We start from the raw sequence: 19,155 nt of genomic DNA on the forward strand, positions 1-19,155 counted from the left end.
CCAAAGGTAATCCCGGGCGCGGGGTTTCCCAAGCCCGTCATGGAAAGTTCGCCGAGGAGAAACGGTGCAGGCGTCAGCCGGCGAGCGCCGCGGCGGTGGTCTGGGGGGCCGGCATCAGGCTCTTGAACCGGCCGCCGACGAAGACGTCGATGGCGCGCGGATCGGTCGCCTCGACCGTCAGCCCCTTGCTGGCCGGCAGGCGATAGGCCTCGCCCGGCGCCAGGGAGCGGGCGAAGTAGATCGCGCTATCGCCGCCGCGGACGATCAGCATCGTCTGCCGTCGCGCCTGGAGAGTGACCGCGGAACTCGCGGCCGGAGCGCCGTGGATCGGGCCCTTGGCGACGAAGGCGGCGCCGACCGGCGTGTCGCTCTGGACCGCGGCGGCGGCCTCGGCTTCGCGGCGGGCCTTGCCGGCGGCCATCGCGGCGTCGGCCGAGCCGCCCGCCTGGGCGGCGGCCTCGAGGCCGGGAGTCTCGTAGACGGGCGGCGTCGAGGCTTCCGTGGGGGCCGGCAGCGGCGCGCCGACCGACATCGGCCCGGCCGGCGCCGTCGGGGCGGCGGCCATCGCCGACTGCGGGGCGGTCGGCGGCGGCGGCGCCTCTTCGCTGATCGCGCGCTGGGCGATGTTCCACAGGATGATGGCGGTGACGATCAGGGCCGCGCCGGCCATGATCGCGCCCATGCGCGGATCACGCTCCTTGCGCACCCCGACCGGAGCCCGCAGGTCGTCCTCGGCTTCCGGCGCGGCGTCCTTGAAGCGGGCGACGGCCTCGTCCGGGTCCAGGCCCAGCAGCTTGGCGTAGGCCTTCACATAGCCGAGCGTGAACGGGCGGGACGGCAGCTCCTCCAGCCGCATGTCCTCGACCGCGGCCAGGTAGGTGCGGCGGATGCGGGTCTGGTCGGCGACGTCCTGAAGCGACAGGCCGCGAAACTCCCGCGCCGCCTTCAGCGCCGCGCCGATGTCGGGTCCGTGATGCAGGGAGGGCTCCTCGGTCGGGACAAGCGAATCCACCGGGTCAATGTCCCCGGTGCGATACAGTTGCGTAACCCCGCCTGAATCCAGCGGCATGGCTACCGACGCCCCCACAACCTCGCGTCGCGCACGAACGCGACACCCTTCGATTCCCGTAGCCCGGGAAACCTTAACTTCACGTTTCGAATATCAAAATAACGCACAGATTTCAACGCGCTAATCAGACTCTGCCGCCTGCGGATCAAACGGCGACGTACAGCTTCCTGGCCAGGGTCTCGATCTCGTTGCGAACCGAGCCGGAGGTGCCTTTCAGCAGGGTCAGGACGCCGCGTCTAGCGGCCTCTCTGTCGCAGGACAGGACCATCTGCTTGACCGGCCCGACGCCGGCCGGCGGCATCGACAGCCGGTCGAAGCCGAGCGCCACCAGGGCGAAGGCCTCCAGCGGCCGGCCGGCCATCTCGCCGCAGACCGAGACGGGGGTGCCGGTCTCGGCGCAGGCCTGCTGGATCTGCTGCAGCGCGCGCAGGGCGGGCGGGGACAGCGGGTCGTAGCGGTCGGCCACGCGCGGGTTCCCGCGATCGGCCGCGAACAGGTACTGCATCAGGTCGTTGGTGCCGATCGAGACGAAGTCGGTCATCGGCAGCAGGGCGTCCAGGTGCCAGACCAGCGACGGGGCCTCGATCATCGCCCCGACGTCGAGGCGGGACGGGGCCGGGCGGCCGCGCCGCTGGGCCCAGGCGATCTCGCTGTCGACGAAGGCGCGGGCGGCGCGGAACTCGTCGACGCTGGCGACCAGCGGGAACATGACCCGCAGCGGCCGGCCCTTGGCGGCCCAGATCAGCGCCCGCAGCTGAAGGCGCAGCAGGGCCGGGCGGTCCAGGCCCATGCGCACCGCGCGCCAACCCAGGGCGGGGTTTTCCTCCCGCTCCAGCTCCATGTAGGGCAGCAGTTTGTCGCCGCCGAGATCGAGGGTGCGGAAGGTGACCGGCTGGCCGTCGGCGACGTCCAGGACCCGCTCGTAGAGCGCCCGCTGGGCGTCCAGCCGGGGCATCTCCTCGGCGACCATGAATTGGAACTCGGTCCGGAACAGGCCGATGCCCTCGGCGCCGGTCTCGCCCAGGATGTCCAGGTCGACGGCCAGGCCGGCGTTCATCAGCAGGGTGACCTTGGCGCCGTCCTTGGTGAAAGCGGGCGTGTCGCGCAGACGGGCGAACTCGGCCCGGCGCTGGGCCCGGACCTCCAGCCGGGTCTGCAAGGCCTTCACGACGTCGGGACGGGGGCGCAGGAAGGCCTCGCCGGTCTCGGCGTCGACGATCACCGGGTCGCCCTCGGAGACACGATCGCGCAGGCCGGACAGGCGGCCGACGCAGGGGATGTCCAGCGCCTTGGCCACGATCGCCGCGTGGCTGGCCGATGAGCCCTCTTCCAGCAGCAGCCCCTTCAGGCGCTTGCGGTCATACTCCAGCAGGTCGGCCGGCCCCAGGTTTCGCGCGATCAGGATGGCGTCGTCGGGCAACTCCCGTGCGGTATGCCCGTCGCCGGCCAGGTGGCGCAGCAGGCGGTCGTTCAGATCCTCGAGGTCGTGCAGCCGCTCGCGCAGATAGGGGTCACGCGCCTGGCCCAGACGGGCGCGATGCTCGCTGCGCACCCGCTCGACGGCGGCCTCGGCGGTCAGGCCCGAACGCACGGCCTCTTCCAGGGACCGGTTCCAGCCGCGGTCGTGGGCGAACAGGCGATAGGTCTCCAGCACCTCGTAGGAGGCGCCGACCAGGCCGTGCTGGCCCTCCAGCATCTCGTCGATCTGGCGCTGCAAGGCCTCGATGGCGGCGCGCAGGCGGATCTCCTCGGCCTGGGCGTCGTCGGACAGCAGCTGTTCCGGCGCGACCGGCTGCTCGTGCAGGACCGCCGTGCCGTAGGCCAGGCCGTCGGCGAAGCGCGCGCCTTTCAGCCGCTCGGGCCGGTGCGGCGCGATCTCGACGTCCTTGAGCGCCTCTTCGTTCAGCAGGTCGCCGGCGCCGACCATCTCGGCCAGCACCATGGCGATGATCTGGAGATCTTCGACCTCCTCCTCGCCGTAGCTCCGCTCCGTCCGGTTCTGGACGACCAGGACGCCGATCGGCCGCCCGCCGCGCAGCAGCGGCACGCCCAGGAACGAGTGGTAGGGGTCTTCGCCGGTTTCCGGACGATAGGCGAAGGCCGGATGGCTCGGCGCGTCGCTGAGGTTCAGCGGCCGGCCCTGGCGCACGATCTCGCCGACCAGGCCCTCGCCGGGCTTCAGCCGGGTGACGTGGACGGCGTCGGGCGACAGGCCTTCGGTGGCGAACAGCTCCAGATCGCCGCCGGCCCGGCGCAGGTAGATGGAGCAGACCTCGGCGACCATCGACCCGGCGATGATCCGCACGACCATGTTGAGCTTGGTCTGGGCCGGAGCATCACCGGCCATGGCCTCGCGGATCTGCCGAAGCAGAGTCCGCGGACCGCGTATCGCGAAGCTCGGCGCGACCATCGCTGAGGCTGCCCTCCTGTTCTCTCCGGCGCCTATAGCAGATTTCCGTGAGGGAACAGTGATCGACGGTGTCGCGCCGGCGACTCGGTCAGACTTTGTCCAGCTCGTAGGCGGAATGCAGGGCCCGAACGGCGAGTTCCGTGTAGGCCGCGTCGATCAGCACGCTGATCTTGATCTCGCTGGTCGAGATGACCTGGATGTTCACGCCCTTCTCGGCCAGGGCGGTGAACATGGTCTTGGCGACGCCGGCATGGCTGCGCATGCCCACGCCGATGACCGAGACCTTGGCCACGTCCTCGTTGGACTGCACGTCCTCGAAGCCGATCTCCTTCTGCGCCGCGCGCACGATCTCGACCGCCCGGGCCGCGTCGCGCTTGCCGACGGTGAACTCCATGTTGGCCGCGCCCTCGCTGCGGGCGTGGCTCTGGACGATCATGTCGACGTTGACGTTGGCGTCGGCCAGGGCGCCGAAGATCTTCGAGGAGACGCCCGGCGTGTCCGGCAGGCCGAACAGGCTGATCTTGGCTTCGTCGCGGCTGTAGGCCACGCCGCTCACGATGCGCTTTTCCACGATCTCCTCCTCGTCGCAGACGATGGTGCCTTGGCCGGGGGCTTCCCCGGGCTCGACGAAACTAGACAGGACCCGCAGCGGCGTATGGTGCGCCATGGCCAGCTCGACCGAGCGGGTCTGAAGAACCTTGGCCCCCAGCGAGGCCATTTCAAGCATCTCCTCATAGGAGATGCGGGCCAGCTTGCGGGCCTTCTGCTCGATGCGCGGATCGGTCGTGTAGACGCCGTCCACGTCGGTGTAGATGTCGCAGGCCCCGCCGACGGCCGCCGCGATCGCCACGGCGCTGGTGTCCGAGCCGCCCCGGCCCAGGGTCGCGATACGGCCCTGGCGGTCGACGCCCTGGAAGCCGGCGATGACGGCGATTTCGCCGGCGTCGAGCGCGGCGCCCAGCTTCTCGGGCGGGATGTCGTCGATGCGGGCCTTGCCGTGCGCGTCGTCGGTGATGATCGGCACCTGCCAGCCCATCCACGACCGGGCGTTCAGGCCCATGTTGCGCAGGGTCATGGCCAACAGGCCGGCCGTGACCTGCTCGCCGCTGGCGACGACCACGTCGTACTCGTCGTCGGATGCCGGAAGGCCCTGGGCGGCCGCGCCGGCCCCGTCGGTCCAGGCGACCAGCTCGTTGGTCTTGCCGGCCATCGCCGACACGACCACGGCGACCTGTTTCCCGGTCTCGACCTCGGCCGCCACCAGGCGCGCGACGCGCCGGATCCGTTCCAGGTCGGCCACCGAGGTGCCGCCGAATTTCATCACCAGCCGTGACACGTCAGGCCGCTCGCCTCCCTGGTTTGGCGGTTTTTCTTGCCCCGGGTTCGCCGGAAAAGGCGCCCCACGCGGCAAGAGGCGCCCTTCTAGCGGCCCGCGTGCGGCGCCGCAATGCGGGATCGTCCGCAGCCGCGCAGATGCGTCGACGAACCCGCCCGCGAGGACTAGATAGGAGCCATGGCCCAGCCCGCTCCCGAACTCCGCACCAGCGTCGATCCCGAGGATGTCGAGCGCTTCTCGCGCATCGCGGCGGAGTGGTGGGATCCGCACGGCAAATTCGCGCCGCTGCACGTGTTCAACCCGGTCCGGCTGACCTTCGTCCGGGACCAGGCGGCGGCCCGCTTCGGCCGGGACATCAAGGCGCGCCGGCCGTTCGAGGGGCTGACGCTGCTCGACATCGGCTGCGGCGGCGGCCTGCTCAGCGAGCCGATGAGCCGCCTGGGCTTCAGGGTGACGGGCGCCGACGCCTCGGAGCGCAACATCGGCACGGCCCGGGCCCATGCCGCGGAGCAGGGCCTCGACATCGACTACCGCGCCACCACCGCCGAGCAGCTGCTGGCCGAGGGCGCCGGGCCGTTCGACGTGGTCCTGAACATGGAGGTCATCGAGCACGTGGCCGACCCGGGCGAGTTCCTGCGCACCACGGCCAAGCTGCTCAAGCCCGGCGGCCTGATGATCGTCGCCACCCTGAACCGCACCCTGAAGGCCCTGGCCCTGGCCAAGATCGGCGCCGAGTACGTGCTGCGCTGGGTCCCGGCCGGGACCCACAACTGGAACCAGTTCCTGACGCCGGAGGAACTGCGCAGCTTCCTCGAGGGCCATCCCTTCGACATCGAGGGCCCCTTCGGCGTGACCTACAACCCGCTGACGGGCAAATGGAGCCAGTCGAGCGACGCCGACATCAACTACATGATGACGGTCACCCGTCCGGCGAAGGCGGGATGACGATCCGCACGACCCGCCTGCGGCTGGAGCCGGCGCGGCTGGCCGACCTGGAGGCGTTCGAGCGCGACGGCGAGGCCGGCCTGCTGCGGGCGCTGGACGTCCAGGCGGTCGACGGCTGGGCCGGGTCAGACGCCCTGGAGGCGGTCGGTCGGTCGGCGGCGTTCCTGCGCGAACATCCGCACGCGGCGGCCTGGTGGATGCACCTGTTCTTCGACGCCGCCGATGGACGCCTGATCGGCCTGGGCGGCTACAAGGGCGCGCCGGCCAGCGGCTTCGTCGAGATCGGCTACGAGCTGGCGCCCTCGGTCCGAGGACGGGGTCTGGCGACGGAAGCGGCGCGCGGCATGGTCGACCATGCCTTCGCCCAGCCTGAGATCGATCACGTCGTGGCGCACACCCTGCCGGAGGAGAACGCCTCGGTCGCCATCCTGCGCCGCCTCGGCTTCCACCTGGACGACGTCGTCGAGGACGAGGATGTCGGGGCCGTCTGGCGCTGGCGGTTGAACCGGGCCTAGGGCAGCAGGTGCCGCAGCAACCCCGCGGTCGCCACGCCGATCAGCACCGTCGGCAGCATCGGCAGCCGCGTGGCCGCCAGGACGGTGACGGCCAGGGCGATCAGATCGGCCGGTCGGTCAGAGACGAAGGCCGGGGCGATCACCGAGATCAGCACGCAGCCCGGCGCGGCTTCCATCACGGCCGAGGCGCGCGGGCCGAGCCGGCGGTCTCGCAGCAGCAGGTAGCCCCCGATCCGGGTCAGGTAGGTCACGGCGGCCATCAGCACGATGGTCAGGACGGTGACGGCGTCGATCATCCGCGCTCCTCCGCCAGCAGCCAGGCCGCGGCCAGCCCCGCCAGGGCGCCGGCCGGGACGTACCAGGCGCCGGGAACCAGCAGATGGACGCCGGCGGCGACGCCGAGGCTGACCAGCCACGGCCGCGCCGCCCGGAAGCCGCGCCACATGCCGCGCATCAGCACCAGGAAGATCGCCGGGAAGGCCATGCCGAAGCCGTAGGCCTCGATGTCGCCCAGGAACGGCCCGACCACGGCGCCCAGGGTGGTGAAGGTCGCCCAGACCAGCAGCACCGACAGGGCCGAGCCGAGGTAGTAGGGCAGGCTGAAGGCCGGGCTCCATCCCGCGGCGTGGCGCGCTTTGGCGTCGGCCAGGCCGAACGCCCAGCTTTCGTCGCACATGACGAACAGGGCGGGCAGGGCCTTGCGCTTGGGCAGATGCCTCAGGAACGGCGCCAGCGTCGCGCCCATCAGCAGGTGCCGGCTGTTCACCAGGAAGGTGATGGCCACGATCAGCAGGATGTGCGGCGGCGAGGTCCACAGCTGGATGGCCGCGAACTCCGACCCGCCGGCGAAGTTCAGGCTGGTCATCAGCAGGACCTCGACCGAGCTCAGCCCCTTCTGGGCGGCCTGGGCGCCCAGCACCAGCGCGGCCGGCAGCATGCCCAGCAGCACGGGCGTGGCGGCCGTCACGCCGCGTCGGACCTCGGCGGAGGTCGGCGGCGCGGAAGCGGTTTCGGGCGTGGCGAAGGGCAGGGATCCGTCGGGCGGGCTCATGCTTGGCATGCTAGGCCAAGGTCCGCGCAATCGGGTTGCGATGATGCTGCAATCGCGTTCAAGATTGGCATCTACTGCTATCAACACCGAAAATTCCGGCGACGCGTGCCAATGAAGCTCGACGATATCGACCGCCGCATCCTGCGCGTCCTGCAGCGGGACGGCCGCATCCAGAACACCGAGCTGGCCAAGAAGGTGGGGCTGTCGCCGTCACCGTGCCTGCGGCGCGTACGCCTGCTCGAGGAAGCGGGCGTAATCTCGCGCTACGTCGCGATCCTGGATCCGGCGAAGATCGGCAAGGGCCAGACCTTCTTCACCCGCATCTGGCTGAGCGCTCAGGACGAGGACACGGTCGAGCATTTCGCCGCGGAGGTGAACAAGCTGCCGCAGGTGGTCGAGTGCTACATCATGCTCGGCGATTGCGACGCCATGGTGCGGGTCGTGGCGGCGGACATCGCCGAGTACCGCAAGTTCCAGTCCGAGCACCTCAGCCGCATCAGGGGCGTCCAGAACGTGAAGACGGACGTGCCCAGCCAGATCATCAAACAGTCCTACGCCCTGCCGCTGTAGGCGAGGGATCGGCTCCGGGGGGCGAACGCCTCGCTGGTGTCCATGCGGACGTTGCGGATGGCGCGGGCGGCGTTCTGTTCGGCGCGGTGCTGCTCCGACAGGAAGGTCAGCAGCAGCGACCGTCGTCGGGCGCCGGAGTGGTTGCAGGTCGCGCCGTGCAGCAGGTCGGCGTCGAACACCAGGATATCCCCGGCCTCGCCCGCCAGGGTCAGGGCCAGGGCCTCGTCGGGCGCGCCCCGGTCGAGATGGCGCGGCACCACGCGGGTGGCCCCGTTCTCCGGCCCGTAGGAATCGAGGAAGATCAGGGCCGCGACCGCGGTCATGCCGGCGCCGTCGCGATGCAGCGGCTGATGGCCGCCGTCCGGCAGCGGCTCGCGGCCCTCGACCTGGCTGAGGAAGAAGGGAGCGCGCAGCATATGCGCGGCGGCGGCCAGCAGGGTCGACAGGCGGCAGGTCCGCTGCACCGTGGGATCAAGGTCGACCAGGGCGTGGCGCCAGTCGCCCCCCCTGGGTGCGGACCATTGGCTTACGGGACCCACGCCGGCGTCGAAGGCGTCGCGGAGGGCGTCTCGCCAGGTTTCCGGCACGGCGCCCCGCAGCAGCAGGTAGCCGTCGCGATCCAGGGCGGCGGCCAGCGCCCCGTCCAGAGGATCGACCATCGTGGCCGTCGTCATGCTGCTCACGGTCCAGCCGCCCCCGGTGGTTGCGCTCGGAGAGCCTAGCAACCGTCGATGGCTTCTGGCGAGGGGGGGATGCGCCGCCCTAGATGAATTCGCCCGGCTCGATCTCGCCGCGCCGGCCGTTGAGGCTGTCGGCGATCTGTTCGGCCTGGTCGTAGTCCTCATCCAGGAAGCCGCCCTTCAGGCGATAGGCGCCCTCGGCGAAGCAGCGGATGGCGGTGGCCAGCATCATCGAGGCGCTGTCGAAGGCGATTTCGGGCTCGTCCTCGCCGGGCAGAATCTCGACGACCGCGCCGTAGTCTTCCGAGGCGGCGTCGCAGATCACGGCCAGATAGCCGCCGCCGCCGTCGGTCAGGATGGGGAACCAGCTCGCCGGCCAGATCCCGGCCAGGCCGCGGTAGTGCTCGGCCGCCTCGGCGATCGGCATCCAATAGTAGCCGGGCACGACATGGCCGTCGCCGAGCGTCCGGCCCTCGGGCAGGTCGACGCCGTCGTGGCGGCCATACATCGAGGCCAGATCCTCCGGGGCCGGGCCGGCCGCGGCGACGGCGTCCTCGACCTCGAACGGGGCGACCCCGGGCTTGAGCATCTCGACACAGGGCCGCTGCAGCCGCCGCAGATGGCCGACCAGCTCGTCGACCTGCTCGAACACGAACATCATCTCGCTCATGCAGCGGTTCTACGCCGTCGGACGGTCGCGGCGCCAGCGGTCAGCGACGGCCGTTCGAAAACAGCGTGTTCAGCTCGCCCTGCGGGATCTGGCCGGCGGCGAACCCCACCGTTCCCGCGTCCAGCAGCTCGGCGGCGCACGCGCGGACGAAGCCGAGCGCCGAGCGGGCGATCGAGCCGCCCAGACTGATCCGCTGGACGCCGGCCTCCAGCAGCGCCGGCGCGGAGCCGGCCGAGTTGCCCAGGCCCATGACCACATTGATCGGCCCCTCGATCTCGTCCGCCAGGATCCGGATGTCGTCGATGTCCGTGACGCCGGGCGCGTAGAGGCAGTCGGCGCCGGCTTGCCGGAACCGGTTGGCCCGGCGGATCGCGCCGTCCAGCCCGCCGCCGCCCTCGACCATCAGGGCGTCGGTGCGGGCGGTCAGGACGAAGCCGGCGACAGCGGCGGCTTCGGCCGCGGCGGCGATGCGCTCCACGGCCAGATCTTCGTCATAGAGTCCGCCGCGCCGCGCGTCGGCGTCCTCGATGTTGCCGCCGGCGAGGCCGATCCCGACGGCCAGGCGGATGGTCTCGGCGACGGCCTCGGGGGCGTCCCCCCAGCCGGCCTCGAGGTCGCCGTTCACCGGGACGGGCGAGGCCGCGACGATCTCGCGCATGCGCTCGAACATCGCCTCGCGGCTGACCGCCAAGCCGACGTCGCTGACGGCGTAGTCCGGACGCCCCATGGAGAAGGCGATGCCGGCGCTGGTCGTTGCGATCGCGGAGAAGCCCGCTTCGGCCAGGACAATGGCGCTGCCGGCGTCCCAGGCGTTGGGCATGACGAACCCGCGCGGCGCGGCGTGCAGGTCACGGAAGATTTCGACGGCCGAGGGCATGACGGCGGCTCCTTTGGAGGAGGCCGCATTGTATCACCCGCCCGCCGGCTATGCTTCGGTTGCGGTCGGAGCTTGCCCTCAACGCCGATTGCTCCCGCGAAGGCGGGAGCCCAAGCGGCGTCCAGGCATTGCAAGCTGGCGGCTACATCAAACTCAGCTTGGGTCCCCGCATTCGCGAGGACATACGGAGGAGGTCAGTTGACCTCGGTCTTCTTCGGCGGACCGGGCGGCAGGGCGGCGACGTTGACGCCGTCTTCGACCAGCGACTTCACCTCGGCGGGGGTGGCCTCGCCGTAGATGCCGCGGTCCTCGGATTTGCCTTCGTGGATGGCCCGGGCCTCGCGGGCGAACGCGTCGCCGACGTAGTCGAAGTTCTCCTCGACGTGGGCGCGGACCTTGCCCATGGCCTCCATGACCATCTGGCGCATCTGCGGGTTCAGGTCTGGGCCGGCGGTCTGCGCCTTGGTGCCGGCGACGGCGGGGGCCATGATCTGCTTGCGCACCGCCTTGCTGGCGCAGACGGGGCAGTCCAGCAGGCCGCGATCCTGCTGGTCGTCATAGTCGGCGGACGAGCCGAACCAGCCTTCGAACTCGTGCTCGTGCTCGCAGACGAGGGCGTATTTGATCATCTACGGCCCCGTGAACGCCCGGGCGTTCTTCAGGTTCGGGATCGCCGCCCGGGCCTTGTCGGAGGCCGACAGGTCGATGTCGGCGACCAGCACGCCGGGTTCGTCGTGATCGAGCTTGGCGACGATCTCGCCCCAGGGCGCGACGACGGTCGAGCGGCCCCAGGTTCCGCGGCCGTCCTCATGGAAGCCGCCCTGGGCCGCGGCCAGCACGAAGCTGCCGGTCTCGATGGCGCGGGCGCGGATCAGGGTCTCCCAGTGCGCCTCGCCGGTCGGGCGGGTGAAGGCGGCCGGCAGGGTGAAGACGTTCGCGCCCGCCAGCGCCAGGGCCCGGTACAGCGCGGGGAAGCGCATGTCGTAGCAGATGGTCAGGCCCAGCATGGCGCCGGCGGCCTCGACCGTCACCGCCCGGTCGCCGGGTTCGTAGGTCGCCGATTCACGGGCGGTCTCGCCGGTGGGCAGGTCGACGTCGAACATATGCAGCTTGTCGTAGGTCGCCGCGACCGAGCCGTCGGGCGCGACCAGGATCTGGCGGTTGGCCGCCTTGCCGTCCTCGCGCTCGACCAGGGCCGAGCCGATGCTCAGCCACACGCCGAGCTCCCTGGCCAGGGCGCGCAGGCCCTGGACGACGGGGTCGTCCTCCGCCGAGGTCAGGACCGGGAGCAGCCGCGCCTTGTCCTTCTGCAGGATGTTCGTGCCTTCCGGCGTGACGATCAGTTGAGCGCCCTGGGCCGCGGCCTGGCGGACCAGCGGCTCGACATGGGCCAGGGCGGCCGCGTGCGTGGCCGGGGTGCGCAGCTGGACGAGGGCGACGCGCAGGGTCATGCGGCCAGCAGCGCGTCCAGCTTGCCCTCGCATTCCAGGGCCATCATGTCGTCGCAGCCGCCGATATGCCGGTCGCCGACGAAGATCTGCGGGAAGGTCGTGCGGCCGGAGCGGCTCATCATCTCCTGGCGCAGCTTGGGATCCATGCCGGCCTCGATCTCCTCGAAGTCGGCGCCCTTGTCTTCGAGCAGGGCGATGGCGCGGCTGCAGAAGCCGCAGAAGGGACGGGTGTAGATGGTGACCTTGGCCATGACGCGTAACGGAGCCTGTTGCTTACCCGTCATATAGTGACATCCGCCCCGGCGCGCACCTTCGCGATGACGGCCAGGCTGACCGAGGCCGCCCCGGCCGCCTTCAACGCCCGGGCGCAGGCATGGGCGGTGGCGCCGGTGGTCAGGACGTCGTCGACCAGCAGGATGCGCCGACCCTCGACCTGGCGCCGGCGCGCGGCCGGGACGGAGAAGGCGCCGGCCATGTTCCGACGACGGCCGGAGGCGGACTTGCCGCCCTGGCTCTCGGTGTCGCGGATCCGGACCAGGGCGTCGGGCAGGTAGGGCAGGCCGCACCGGCGACTGAGCGGCCGGGCGATCTCGGCGGCCTGGTTGTAGCGCCGCGTCATCAGCCGCCAACGATGCAGCGGCGTCGGCGTGATCAGGTCGGCCTCCGCGATCAGCGGCGCGGCGGCGCGCGCCAGCCAGGTCGCCGCCAGCCCGGCCAGGTCGGTGCGATCGGCGTGCTTCAGCTTCAGGATCAGATCGCGCGAGGCCTCGTCGTACAGGCAGGCGGCCCGGGCCCGGTCGAAGGCGCGCGGACGGCTCGCGCAGGCGGCGCAGCGCACGTCAGGGCCGGGGTCGAACTCGAACGGCGAGCCGCAGCCGTCGCAGACCGGATCCTCCAGGAAGGCGATGCGGCTCCAGACCTGGGCGGCGAGGCCGCCGGTCTGCGCCGTCGCCCCGGCCAGGTCGCGCGGCGGCAGGATCAGGTCCAGCAGGCCGCGCGCCGCGACGCTCAGCGGTTCCATTCGTCCGCGTGAAGGGCCATGTTCCGCCCGCATGACCGCGACGCCCCCCATCCTGTTCGACCGCGACCTTCACCGCCGCCGCCTTGACCGCGCCGCGGCCGGCTACGACCAGGCCGCCTTCCTCAAGCGGCGGGCGGCCGAGGACGCCGTCCAGCGCCTGGAGGCGATCATGCGACGGTTTCCGGTCGCCGTCGATCTGGGCGCGAGGAACGGCGCTTTCGCAGCGGCGCTGGCGGACAGCGACGCGGCCGGGAAGATCGATCTGCTGGTCGAGACCGACCTCTCGACCGCGATGCTGACGGGGCGCGCCGGCCCGCGGCTCGTGGCGGACGAGGAGCGATTGCCGTTCGCGGCCGCCAGCCTGGACCTGGTGGTCTCGACCCTGGCGCTGCACTGGACCAACGACCTGGTCGGGGCGCTGATCCAGATTCGGCGGGCGCTGAAGCCGGACGGCCTGTTCATCGGCGCGCTGCTGGGCGGAGCCACCCTGACCGAGCTGCGCCAGAGCCTGCTGGAGGCCGAGGCCGAACTGAGCGGCGGGGCCGGCCTGCGCGTCTCGCCCTTCGCCGACGCCTTCGACGCCGCCGCCCTGCTGCAGCGGGCCGGCTTCGCCCTGCCGGTCACGGACGTGGACCGGGTGACGGTGCGCTACGCCAATCCGCTGGAGCTGCTGCGCGACCTGCGGGCGATGGGGGAGGGCAACGTCCTCCTCGACCGGCCGCGCAAGCCGCTGCGCCGCGCCGTGCTGCTGCGGGCGATGGATATCTATCAGGCCCGCTTCGCCCAGGCCGACGGCCGCGTGCCGGCGACGTTCGAGATCGTCACCATCACCGGCTGGGCGCCGCACGAGAGCCAGCAGAAGCCGCTCAAGCCGGGATCGGCGAAGATGCGGCTGGCCGACGCCCTGGGGACGGTGGAGAAGAGCGCGGGCGAGAAGCCGGGCGAGGCCTAGCCGCTGATCGCGGTTCCGATCACGTCGCTGATCATCTTGATCATGTCGCTGGTCTTGTTGCCGAAGGCCGTCACCGAGGTGACGATGACCAGGAAGATGAGCGCGCAGATCAGGCCGTACTCGATCGCGGTGGCCCCGCTCTCGTCGCGTCCGAAGGCCTTCAGAGAAAATCGCGCAGGTAGGCCACCAGCGGTTCGTCCGCCGGGGGCATCGGATACTCGCTGAGTTTGTCCGGTCTTACCCAAGCCAGAGCCTCGTGTTCGCGCGCCGTCACGAAGCCGTCCCAGCGCCTGCATAGGTAGAGTGGCATAAGTAGGTGAAACGAATCGTAACCGTGGGACGCAAAAACGAACGGGGCCAGGCAGGCCTCCTTCACCTGGATCCCGAGCTCCTCGTCCAGCTCGCGGATCAGGCAGGCCTCGGGCGTCTCGCCGGGCTCGACCTTGCCGCCCGGAAACTCCCACAGCCCGGCCAGCTGCTTGCCCTGCGGCCGCCGGCAGATCAGCACGCGGCCGTCGGAATCGACGAGCGCTGCGGCGGCGACGAGGACGATCTTCTTTCCGGCGGACGCGGCGGCTTCGGTCATGCGGCGGAGGTAGCAGGCGAGGCGGAACGGCGCCAGCGGCGCCGGTTGATCCGGTGACCTGCTCCGCCTAGCCTGTCTGGACTGCGGGGGAAACCATCATGCGTCTTCGGCTCCAGCGAGCGGTCGCTGCCGTCCTGGCCGCCATCGGCGGCGCGCTGATCTGCGCCGCGCCTGCCCGCGCTGAACTCGTCGAGGCCTTCGACACGCTGTGCATCGGCACCGACGCCCGGATCGACGCCGTGACGAAGGAGGCGTTTCGGCTGGGCTGGAAGATGTCCCCGCCCTCTCCGCGCACCAGAGCGCCGCGCGAGGGCGAGATAGGCGTCACGCTCGTCAACGTCGGCCACAAGCAGATGGTCCGCGCCAACGTTATCGTCCCCGACGTCCCTCTTGACAGCGGTTCCGTCTCTTCGGTCTGCGCAGTGTTCGGGGATCAGATGGCGACGTCGTTGCAGTCGGGCCTCGCGGCGAAGCTCGGCAAGGCCTTCATCAACGGCGAGGGCCGGCATGTCTGGATGTACTCGCGTCGCGAGGGCGCGATCGTTCCGGAGACGGGCCTGTTCAACAGCAGCCCGGCCGCCATCGCCGCCGCCTGGGCCGATCGCACCGTCCATACGGTGTTCGTGGTGGAGGAGAAGGACGGGCGCGGCAGCATCTTCATGACCGTAGCGCGCCGCCCGGACGAGCCGCGCTAGCGCCGGTCGTCCCCGTTGATCGCCGCATGGCCGGGCCGCGGCCGATGAGCCGACGTCATCCCAGTTTGAAGATCAGCTCCCGCGCCCGCCGCTTGGTCATTCGAGGACGCGTGAGGGCCATCTCGTCGACGACCTCGGCGATCAGTCGGCTTCGGGGCGGTCCCAGAGCCGCCTCGCCACGAACGATGGCTTCGGCCCATTTCTGCAGGCTCGCGGCGTCCTCCTCGCCCTTCAGGAAGGCGTCGAGCATCATGCCGACTACGGACGTGTCGATCTCCTCAAGGAAGAGCATCGGCGCCCGGCCGCCTCGGCGTCGGATGTCGGCGATGACGCGCTGAAAGGTGATGGCCTCCTCGTCGCCCCGGTCCGCGGCGACCTTCAACCAATGGAAATAGCGACGCCGATTGCCGCGCATCCGGTGATGCATGGCCAGGTTCCACGCCGGAGCCGCCTCGCCGGAGCGGGTGGCGCGATAGCTCCAGCGCAGACCCTCGGCCTCGTGCGGCGAGCCGGGACGGCTAAGAATGACCCCGAGGTTCATCTGAGCCGTCCTGTCCCCGAGGATCGCTGCACGCCGATACAGGGTGATCGCCCCGTCCAGGTCGCCAGCGTCCTCAAGGTCGCTGGCCGCCATGATCAGCGCCTCGGCGTCCTCCGGTTCGGCGCTCAGCTCCGGTAGTCCCCGTTGATCGCCACGTATTCCTTGGTCAGGTCGCAGGTCCAGACGCTGGCCGAGCCGCGGCCGACGCCGACGTCGACGCTGACCTCGAGCTCCTGCTTCTTCATGTAGGCGCTCATCTTGGCCTCGGAGTAGTCGGTGGCGACCAGGCCGTCGTGGGCGGCGAACAGCTCGCCGAACTTGATGCTGACCTTCTCGCGGTTCACCGGCTCGTCGGCGCGGCCGATGGCCATGGCGATGCGGCCCCAGTTGGCGTCCTCGCCGGCGAAGGCGGTCTTGACCAGCGGGCTCTCGGCGATGGTGCGGGCGATCTTGCGGGCGCTGGCCGGGCTCTCGGCGCCGGTGACGTTGATCTTCACGAACTTGGTCGCGCCCTCACCGTCCTTGACCAGCTGCAGGGCCAGGTCGAGCAGAACGGCCTCCAGCTTCTCGCGGAAGTCGGCCAGCCGGTGGTCGCCGGCGCGACTGATCCGCGGCGCGCCGGACATGCCGGTCGCGAACAGCATCAGGGTGTCGTTGGTCGAGCGGTCGCCGTCGACGGTGACGCAGTTGAAGGTCGTGCGGGTGTAGAGGCTGACCAGGGTCTGCAGGGCCTTGGGCGCGATGTTGGCGTCGGTGGCCACGAAGGCCAGCATGGTCGCCATGTCCGGCGCGATCATGCCCGACCCCTTGGCGATGCCGTTGATCCGCACCGTGCGGCCGTCGATCTTCGCCGTGGCGGTCGCGCCCTTGGCGAAGGTGTCGGTGGTCATGATCGCCCGGGCGGCGTCCTGCCAGGCGTCGTCGGTCAGCCGATGCTCGAGATCGGGCAGCTTGGGCGTGATCCTGCCGTCGTCCAGCACCACGCCGATGACGCCGGTCGAGGCCATCATCACGTCGCGCTGGCGGCAGTCGAAGCGCTTGGCCACGGCTCCGGCCACGCGGCGCACCGCGTCGGCGCCGGGCTTGCCGGTGAAGCTGTTGGCGCAGCCGGCGTTGACCACCAGGGCCTGGACGTTGTCGCCGCCCGAGGCTTCCAGCTGGCGCTTGCACCAGTCGACCGGCGCCGAGCCGATGCCGTGGCGGGTGAAGACCCCGGCGCAGGCGGTGTCCTTGGCGAACCGCATCAGCAGCAGGTCCGGACGTTCGTGCTTGTAGAAGCCGGCCCGACCGATGGCCATCTGCACCCCGGCGATCGGCGGCATCTTGGGCAGCGGCGCGGCCATCGGCGAGACCTTCAGGCCCGGTTTGCCCGGCGCTCCGGCGGCGGCCGGGGCGGCGGCCTCGACCGGCGCGTCCGCCGCGGCGAACTGGCGGCTTTCCTTCTCCGCCCGACGCAGGCCGGCGCGTTTCAGCGCCGTCGCCAGCGGGTCGAGGGCGCGCTCGACCGCATGGCCCATGGCCTCCACCGGCTTGGCGGCGGCCTCCAGCGCTCCGAGCGCCTTGAGCTTCGTGGGCTTCGCCTTGGGCGCGGGGGTCTTGGGCGGCGTCTTGGTCATCTACTTCTTGGCCGGCGGGGCGGGAACAACGGGAGCGGCGGGTTGCGGCGCGGCGGGCGCGGCGGCCGCGGGCGGCGGTCCGGGCGGGGCCGAGGCGGGTTCGCGCGGCGCGCCGGGCACGTCGGGCTGCTTGCCGAGCAGCACCTCGACCTTGGCCTTGCCGCGCAGGTTTTCGAGCAGCTCGCGCACCTCGTCATAGGTCAGGAAGCGGACGATCTGCGGTCGGGCGGCCTCAAGCGTGATCGGAGCCTCCTGGCGCTTCTCCTCGACGCGGACCAGGGCGAAGCCGCCCTCGACCGGGAACGGGCCGACCATGTCGCCGGCCTTGGCGTCCTTCAGGGCGGCCGTGTAGGCCTCCGGCATCACGTCCAGGGTGAAGTAGCCGCCGAAGTCGCCGCCGCTGAAGCGGGTGGCGGCGTCGGTCGACCGTTCCATGGCCAGGGCCTCGAACGAGGCGCCGGCGGTGATCAGCTTCTTGATCTCCTCGGCCTGGGCCTGGCTCGGGACCACGATCTGGCGGGCCTTCATCTCGTCGGACTGGCGGGAGAGGCGCAGCTGTTCCTGATAGAGGCCGCGGATGGCGCTCTCGGTCACTTTCTTCTCGACCACGCCCTCGACCACCATGTCGGCCAGGATGCGTTGCTCTGCGGCGCGGATGCGCTGCTGGGCGATCGGATCCTTGTCGAGCTTCTGGCGGATGGCCTCGGCGGCCAGCAGGCGCTGGTCGACGACCTCGTCCAGCACGCGGCGGAACAGGTCGGACGAGACGTCCAGCGGCTCGCCCTCGCCGATCAGGCCCTGGGCCACCGCCTCGCGCTTCACGTCCGAGGCCCAGATCGCCCGGCCGTCGACGCGAGCCACGGCGGTGTCGCCGGCCTCGGGCGGACGTTCGGACCCCTTGTTGCGGTCGCAGGCGGCCACCGTGAAGACGAGGGCCAGGGCCAGCAGGGCGCTCCAGGCGCCGTGTCGCGCGATCTTCATGACGGCCGGTTCTCCACGGCGAGGTTCATCCGCTCCCTAGAGCATGCCCGGGTCGGATGGAACCATCTATAACGCGGGGGAATCCACTGTCCGGGAGCCGACATGACCCTTCCCGCCGATCCGCCGAACAACACCGCCCAGATGGCCTCGCCGTCCTATCGCCTGGCCGCCCTCGACGGGGACTTCCTGCTGGGCGATTCGATGCGCGGCGTCCGCTTCCTGCTGGAATACGCCAAGGCCGAGGAAGCGCTGCGCGCCTGGGGCGTGCGTTCGACCATCGTGGTGTTCGGCAGCGCCCGCGTCGGCCCCGATCACGGCGAACGCCAGGCCCGCTGGTACGAGGAGGCGCGGACGTTCGGGCGGATCGCCTCGGAGCGGGGCGGGGCGATCCTGAAGGGTTCGGGACCGCGCGACAACGTCGTCGCCACCGGCGGCGGCCCGGGGATCATGGAGGCCGCCAACCGCGGCGCCGCCGAGGCCGGCGCGCCCTCGGTCGGCTTCAACATCACCCTGCCGCACGAGCAGGAGCCGAACCGCTACTCCACCCCGGAGCTGACCTTCCGCTTCCACTACTTCGCCATGCGCAAGATGCACCTGGCCATGCGCGCCAACGCCCTGGTCGTGTTCCCGGGCGGGTTCGGCACCTTCGACGAGCTGTTCGAGATCCTGACCCTGCGCCAGACCGACAAGGCGCCGCCGATCCCGATCGTGCTGTTCGACGAGGCCTATTGGCGTTCGGTGGTCGGCTTCGACGCCTTGATCGAACACGGCATGATCGCGGCCAAGGACATGGAGCTCATCCGCTTCGCCGAGGACGCGGAGGGCGTATGGGCGCAACTGCTGAAGTGCGGCCTGAAGCCCGGCGAGAGCATCGAGGCGGAGGCGCTGACCTAGGCGGGGACATGCTCCCTCAGGGTGCGTGTCCCCGCGGCTCTCTAAGGAATGGGGACACGCACCGGCCCTGCCGGAGCATGTCACCGTCAACGTCTCGAAGGACGCAACGCCCATCCGCCTCAAACTGCGGCGCCCAGGTCACGACCTGCGCGTGCGCCGGGCCGCCGCGTTGACACTGTCTTGACCGCTGCTTAAGTCTCCGGCGCGCTGGGAAAGGCGGTTTTTCGAGCGAGCCTGGAGGCTTGCGCGAACCGAACGCCGCCGATGCGCCCTATTATTCACCGGAAACCCGCTC

General features: G+C 70.8%; 23 protein-coding genes. 6 read left to right on the forward strand and 17 right to left on the reverse strand.

What is annotated here, in order from left to right:
• Positions 1-73: 73 nt before the first annotated feature.
• The 3 genes from CSW64_RS03840 to CSW64_RS03850 form a co-directional block, all read right to left on the reverse strand.
• Positions 74-1,012, reverse strand: a complete 939-nt coding sequence (locus CSW64_RS03840) for a helix-turn-helix domain-containing protein (RefSeq protein ID WP_245863825.1) — start codon at positions 1,010-1,012, stop codon at positions 74-76.
• 202 nt (positions 1,013-1,214) lie between these two features.
• Entirely contained in the window at positions 1,215-3,479 is a 2,265-nt protein-coding gene (ptsP, locus tag CSW64_RS03845) for a phosphoenolpyruvate--protein phosphotransferase (RefSeq protein ID WP_099620863.1), read from the reverse strand.
• 88 nt (positions 3,480-3,567) lie between these two features.
• Positions 3,568-4,815 carry an aspartate kinase gene (locus tag CSW64_RS03850; protein ID WP_099620864.1) on the reverse strand — a complete coding sequence of 416 codons (1,248 nt, stop codon included), beginning with the start codon at positions 4,813-4,815 and terminating at the stop codon, positions 3,568-3,570.
• A 177-nt stretch (positions 4,816-4,992) separates the two neighbouring features.
• Between CSW64_RS03850 and ubiG the strand changes: the two genes are divergently transcribed.
• Both ubiG and CSW64_RS03860 read left to right on the forward strand, forming a co-directional pair.
• Positions 4,993-5,760 carry a bifunctional 2-polyprenyl-6-hydroxyphenol methylase/3-demethylubiquinol 3-O-methyltransferase UbiG gene (ubiG, locus tag CSW64_RS03855; RefSeq protein ID WP_099620865.1) on the forward strand — a complete coding sequence of 256 codons (768 nt, stop codon included), beginning with the start codon at positions 4,993-4,995 and terminating at the stop codon, positions 5,758-5,760.
• A complete protein-coding gene (locus CSW64_RS03860; RefSeq protein ID WP_172448448.1) occupies positions 5,757-6,275 on the forward strand; it encodes a GNAT family N-acetyltransferase in 519 nt (172 codons plus the stop codon). The genes ubiG and CSW64_RS03860 overlap by 4 nt, the downstream gene beginning before the upstream one ends.
• Here the strand turns inward: CSW64_RS03860 and CSW64_RS03865 are convergent.
• Both CSW64_RS03865 and CSW64_RS03870 read right to left on the reverse strand, forming a co-directional pair.
• Positions 6,272-6,571: an AzlD family protein gene (locus tag CSW64_RS03865; RefSeq protein ID WP_099620867.1), complete on the reverse strand. Its 300-nt coding sequence runs from the start codon at positions 6,569-6,571 to the stop codon at positions 6,272-6,274. The two genes, CSW64_RS03860 and CSW64_RS03865, sit on opposite strands and share 4 nt — an antisense overlap.
• Entirely contained in the window at positions 6,568-7,326 is a 759-nt protein-coding gene (locus tag CSW64_RS03870; protein ID WP_099620868.1) for an AzlC family ABC transporter permease, read from the reverse strand. The genes CSW64_RS03865 and CSW64_RS03870 overlap by 4 nt, the downstream gene beginning before the upstream one ends.
• A gap of 111 nt (positions 7,327-7,437) precedes the next feature.
• Here CSW64_RS03870 and CSW64_RS03875 point away from each other — a divergent pair, with 111 nt between their 5' ends.
• The gene (locus CSW64_RS03875) at positions 7,438-7,896 is read left to right on the forward strand and encodes an Lrp/AsnC family transcriptional regulator (protein ID WP_099620869.1); all 459 of its coding nucleotides are present in this window, start codon (positions 7,438-7,440) and stop codon (positions 7,894-7,896) included.
• Here CSW64_RS03875 and CSW64_RS03880 read toward each other — a convergent pair.
• The 7 genes from CSW64_RS03880 to CSW64_RS03910 form a co-directional block, all read right to left on the reverse strand.
• Positions 7,878-8,570, reverse strand: a complete 693-nt coding sequence (locus CSW64_RS03880; RefSeq protein ID WP_099620870.1) for a phytanoyl-CoA dioxygenase family protein — start codon at positions 8,568-8,570, stop codon at positions 7,878-7,880. The genes CSW64_RS03875 and CSW64_RS03880 overlap by 19 nt on opposite strands.
• Positions 8,571-8,658: 88 nt before the next feature.
• Positions 8,659-9,246: an SMI1/KNR4 family protein gene (locus tag CSW64_RS03885; protein ID WP_099620871.1), complete on the reverse strand. Its 588-nt coding sequence runs from the start codon at positions 9,244-9,246 to the stop codon at positions 8,659-8,661.
• A gap of 40 nt (positions 9,247-9,286) precedes the next feature.
• A complete protein-coding gene (locus CSW64_RS03890; RefSeq protein WP_099620872.1) occupies positions 9,287-10,123 on the reverse strand; it encodes an isocitrate lyase/PEP mutase family protein in 837 nt (278 codons plus the stop codon).
• Positions 10,124-10,317: 194 nt separating this feature from the next.
• A complete protein-coding gene (locus CSW64_RS03895) occupies positions 10,318-10,752 on the reverse strand; it encodes a DUF1178 family protein (protein WP_099620873.1) in 435 nt (144 codons plus the stop codon).
• On the reverse strand, positions 10,753-11,574 hold the full coding sequence (locus CSW64_RS03900; RefSeq protein ID WP_099620874.1) for a carbon-nitrogen hydrolase family protein: 822 nt from the start codon (positions 11,572-11,574) through the stop codon (positions 10,753-10,755).
• On the reverse strand, positions 11,571-11,825 hold the full coding sequence (gene grxC / locus CSW64_RS03905; RefSeq protein ID WP_099620875.1) for a glutaredoxin 3: 255 nt from the start codon (positions 11,823-11,825) through the stop codon (positions 11,571-11,573). Before grxC ends, CSW64_RS03900 begins: the two co-directional genes overlap by 4 nt.
• 29 nt (positions 11,826-11,854) lie before the next feature.
• Positions 11,855-12,628, reverse strand: coding sequence for a ComF family protein (locus CSW64_RS03910; RefSeq protein WP_099624102.1), 774 nt, complete (start codon positions 12,626-12,628; stop codon positions 11,855-11,857).
• Here CSW64_RS03910 and CSW64_RS03915 point away from each other — a divergent pair.
• On the forward strand, positions 12,627-13,547 hold the full coding sequence (locus tag CSW64_RS03915) for a methyltransferase domain-containing protein (protein ID WP_099620876.1): 921 nt from the start codon (positions 12,627-12,629) through the stop codon (positions 13,545-13,547). The two genes, CSW64_RS03910 and CSW64_RS03915, sit on opposite strands and share 2 nt — an antisense overlap.
• On the opposite strand, the gene CSW64_RS03920 is transcribed toward CSW64_RS03915, so the two are convergent.
• Together CSW64_RS03920 and mutT are read right to left on the reverse strand one after the other, a co-directional pair.
• On the reverse strand, positions 13,544-13,711 hold the full coding sequence (locus tag CSW64_RS03920; protein ID WP_099624103.1) for a Flp family type IVb pilin: 168 nt from the start codon (positions 13,709-13,711) through the stop codon (positions 13,544-13,546). The genes CSW64_RS03915 and CSW64_RS03920 overlap by 4 nt on opposite strands.
• Positions 13,708-14,133, reverse strand: a complete 426-nt coding sequence (gene mutT, locus CSW64_RS03925; protein WP_099620877.1) for an 8-oxo-dGTP diphosphatase MutT — start codon at positions 14,131-14,133, stop codon at positions 13,708-13,710. The genes CSW64_RS03920 and mutT overlap by 4 nt, the downstream gene beginning before the upstream one ends.
• 98 nt (positions 14,134-14,231) lie before the next feature.
• Between mutT and CSW64_RS03930 the strand changes: the two genes are divergently transcribed.
• Positions 14,232-14,828 (forward strand): hypothetical protein, encoded by a 597-nt coding sequence (locus CSW64_RS03930; RefSeq protein ID WP_099620878.1) that lies wholly within the window; start codon positions 14,232-14,234, stop codon positions 14,826-14,828.
• A 55-nt stretch (positions 14,829-14,883) separates the two neighbouring features.
• Here CSW64_RS03930 and CSW64_RS03935 read toward each other — a convergent pair whose 3' ends face one another.
• The 3 genes from CSW64_RS03935 to CSW64_RS03945 are packed head-to-tail and all read right to left on the reverse strand — an operon-like array spanning position 14,884 to position 17,966.
• Complete coding sequence (locus CSW64_RS03935; protein WP_099620879.1) at positions 14,884-15,462, reverse strand: SEL1-like repeat protein; 579 nt, start codon at positions 15,460-15,462, stop codon at positions 14,884-14,886.
• A gap of 32 nt (positions 15,463-15,494) precedes the next feature.
• On the reverse strand, positions 15,495-16,985 hold the full coding sequence (gene argJ / locus CSW64_RS03940; RefSeq protein ID WP_425430362.1) for a bifunctional glutamate N-acetyltransferase/amino-acid acetyltransferase ArgJ: 1,491 nt from the start codon (positions 16,983-16,985) through the stop codon (positions 15,495-15,497).
• Positions 16,986-17,966: a peptidylprolyl isomerase gene (locus CSW64_RS03945; RefSeq protein ID WP_099620880.1), complete on the reverse strand. Its 981-nt coding sequence runs from the start codon at positions 17,964-17,966 to the stop codon at positions 16,986-16,988.
• Between the two features lie 102 nt (positions 17,967-18,068).
• On the opposite strand from CSW64_RS03945, the gene CSW64_RS03950 reads away from it, so the two are divergent.
• A complete protein-coding gene (locus CSW64_RS03950) occupies positions 18,069-18,860 on the forward strand; it encodes an LOG family protein (RefSeq protein WP_099620881.1) in 792 nt (263 codons plus the stop codon).
• Positions 18,861-19,155 lie beyond the last annotated feature (295 nt).

It is taken from the genome of Caulobacter mirabilis (assembly GCF_002749615.1).
GTDB classification, from domain to species: Bacteria; Pseudomonadota; Alphaproteobacteria; order Caulobacterales; family Caulobacteraceae; genus Caulobacter; species Caulobacter mirabilis.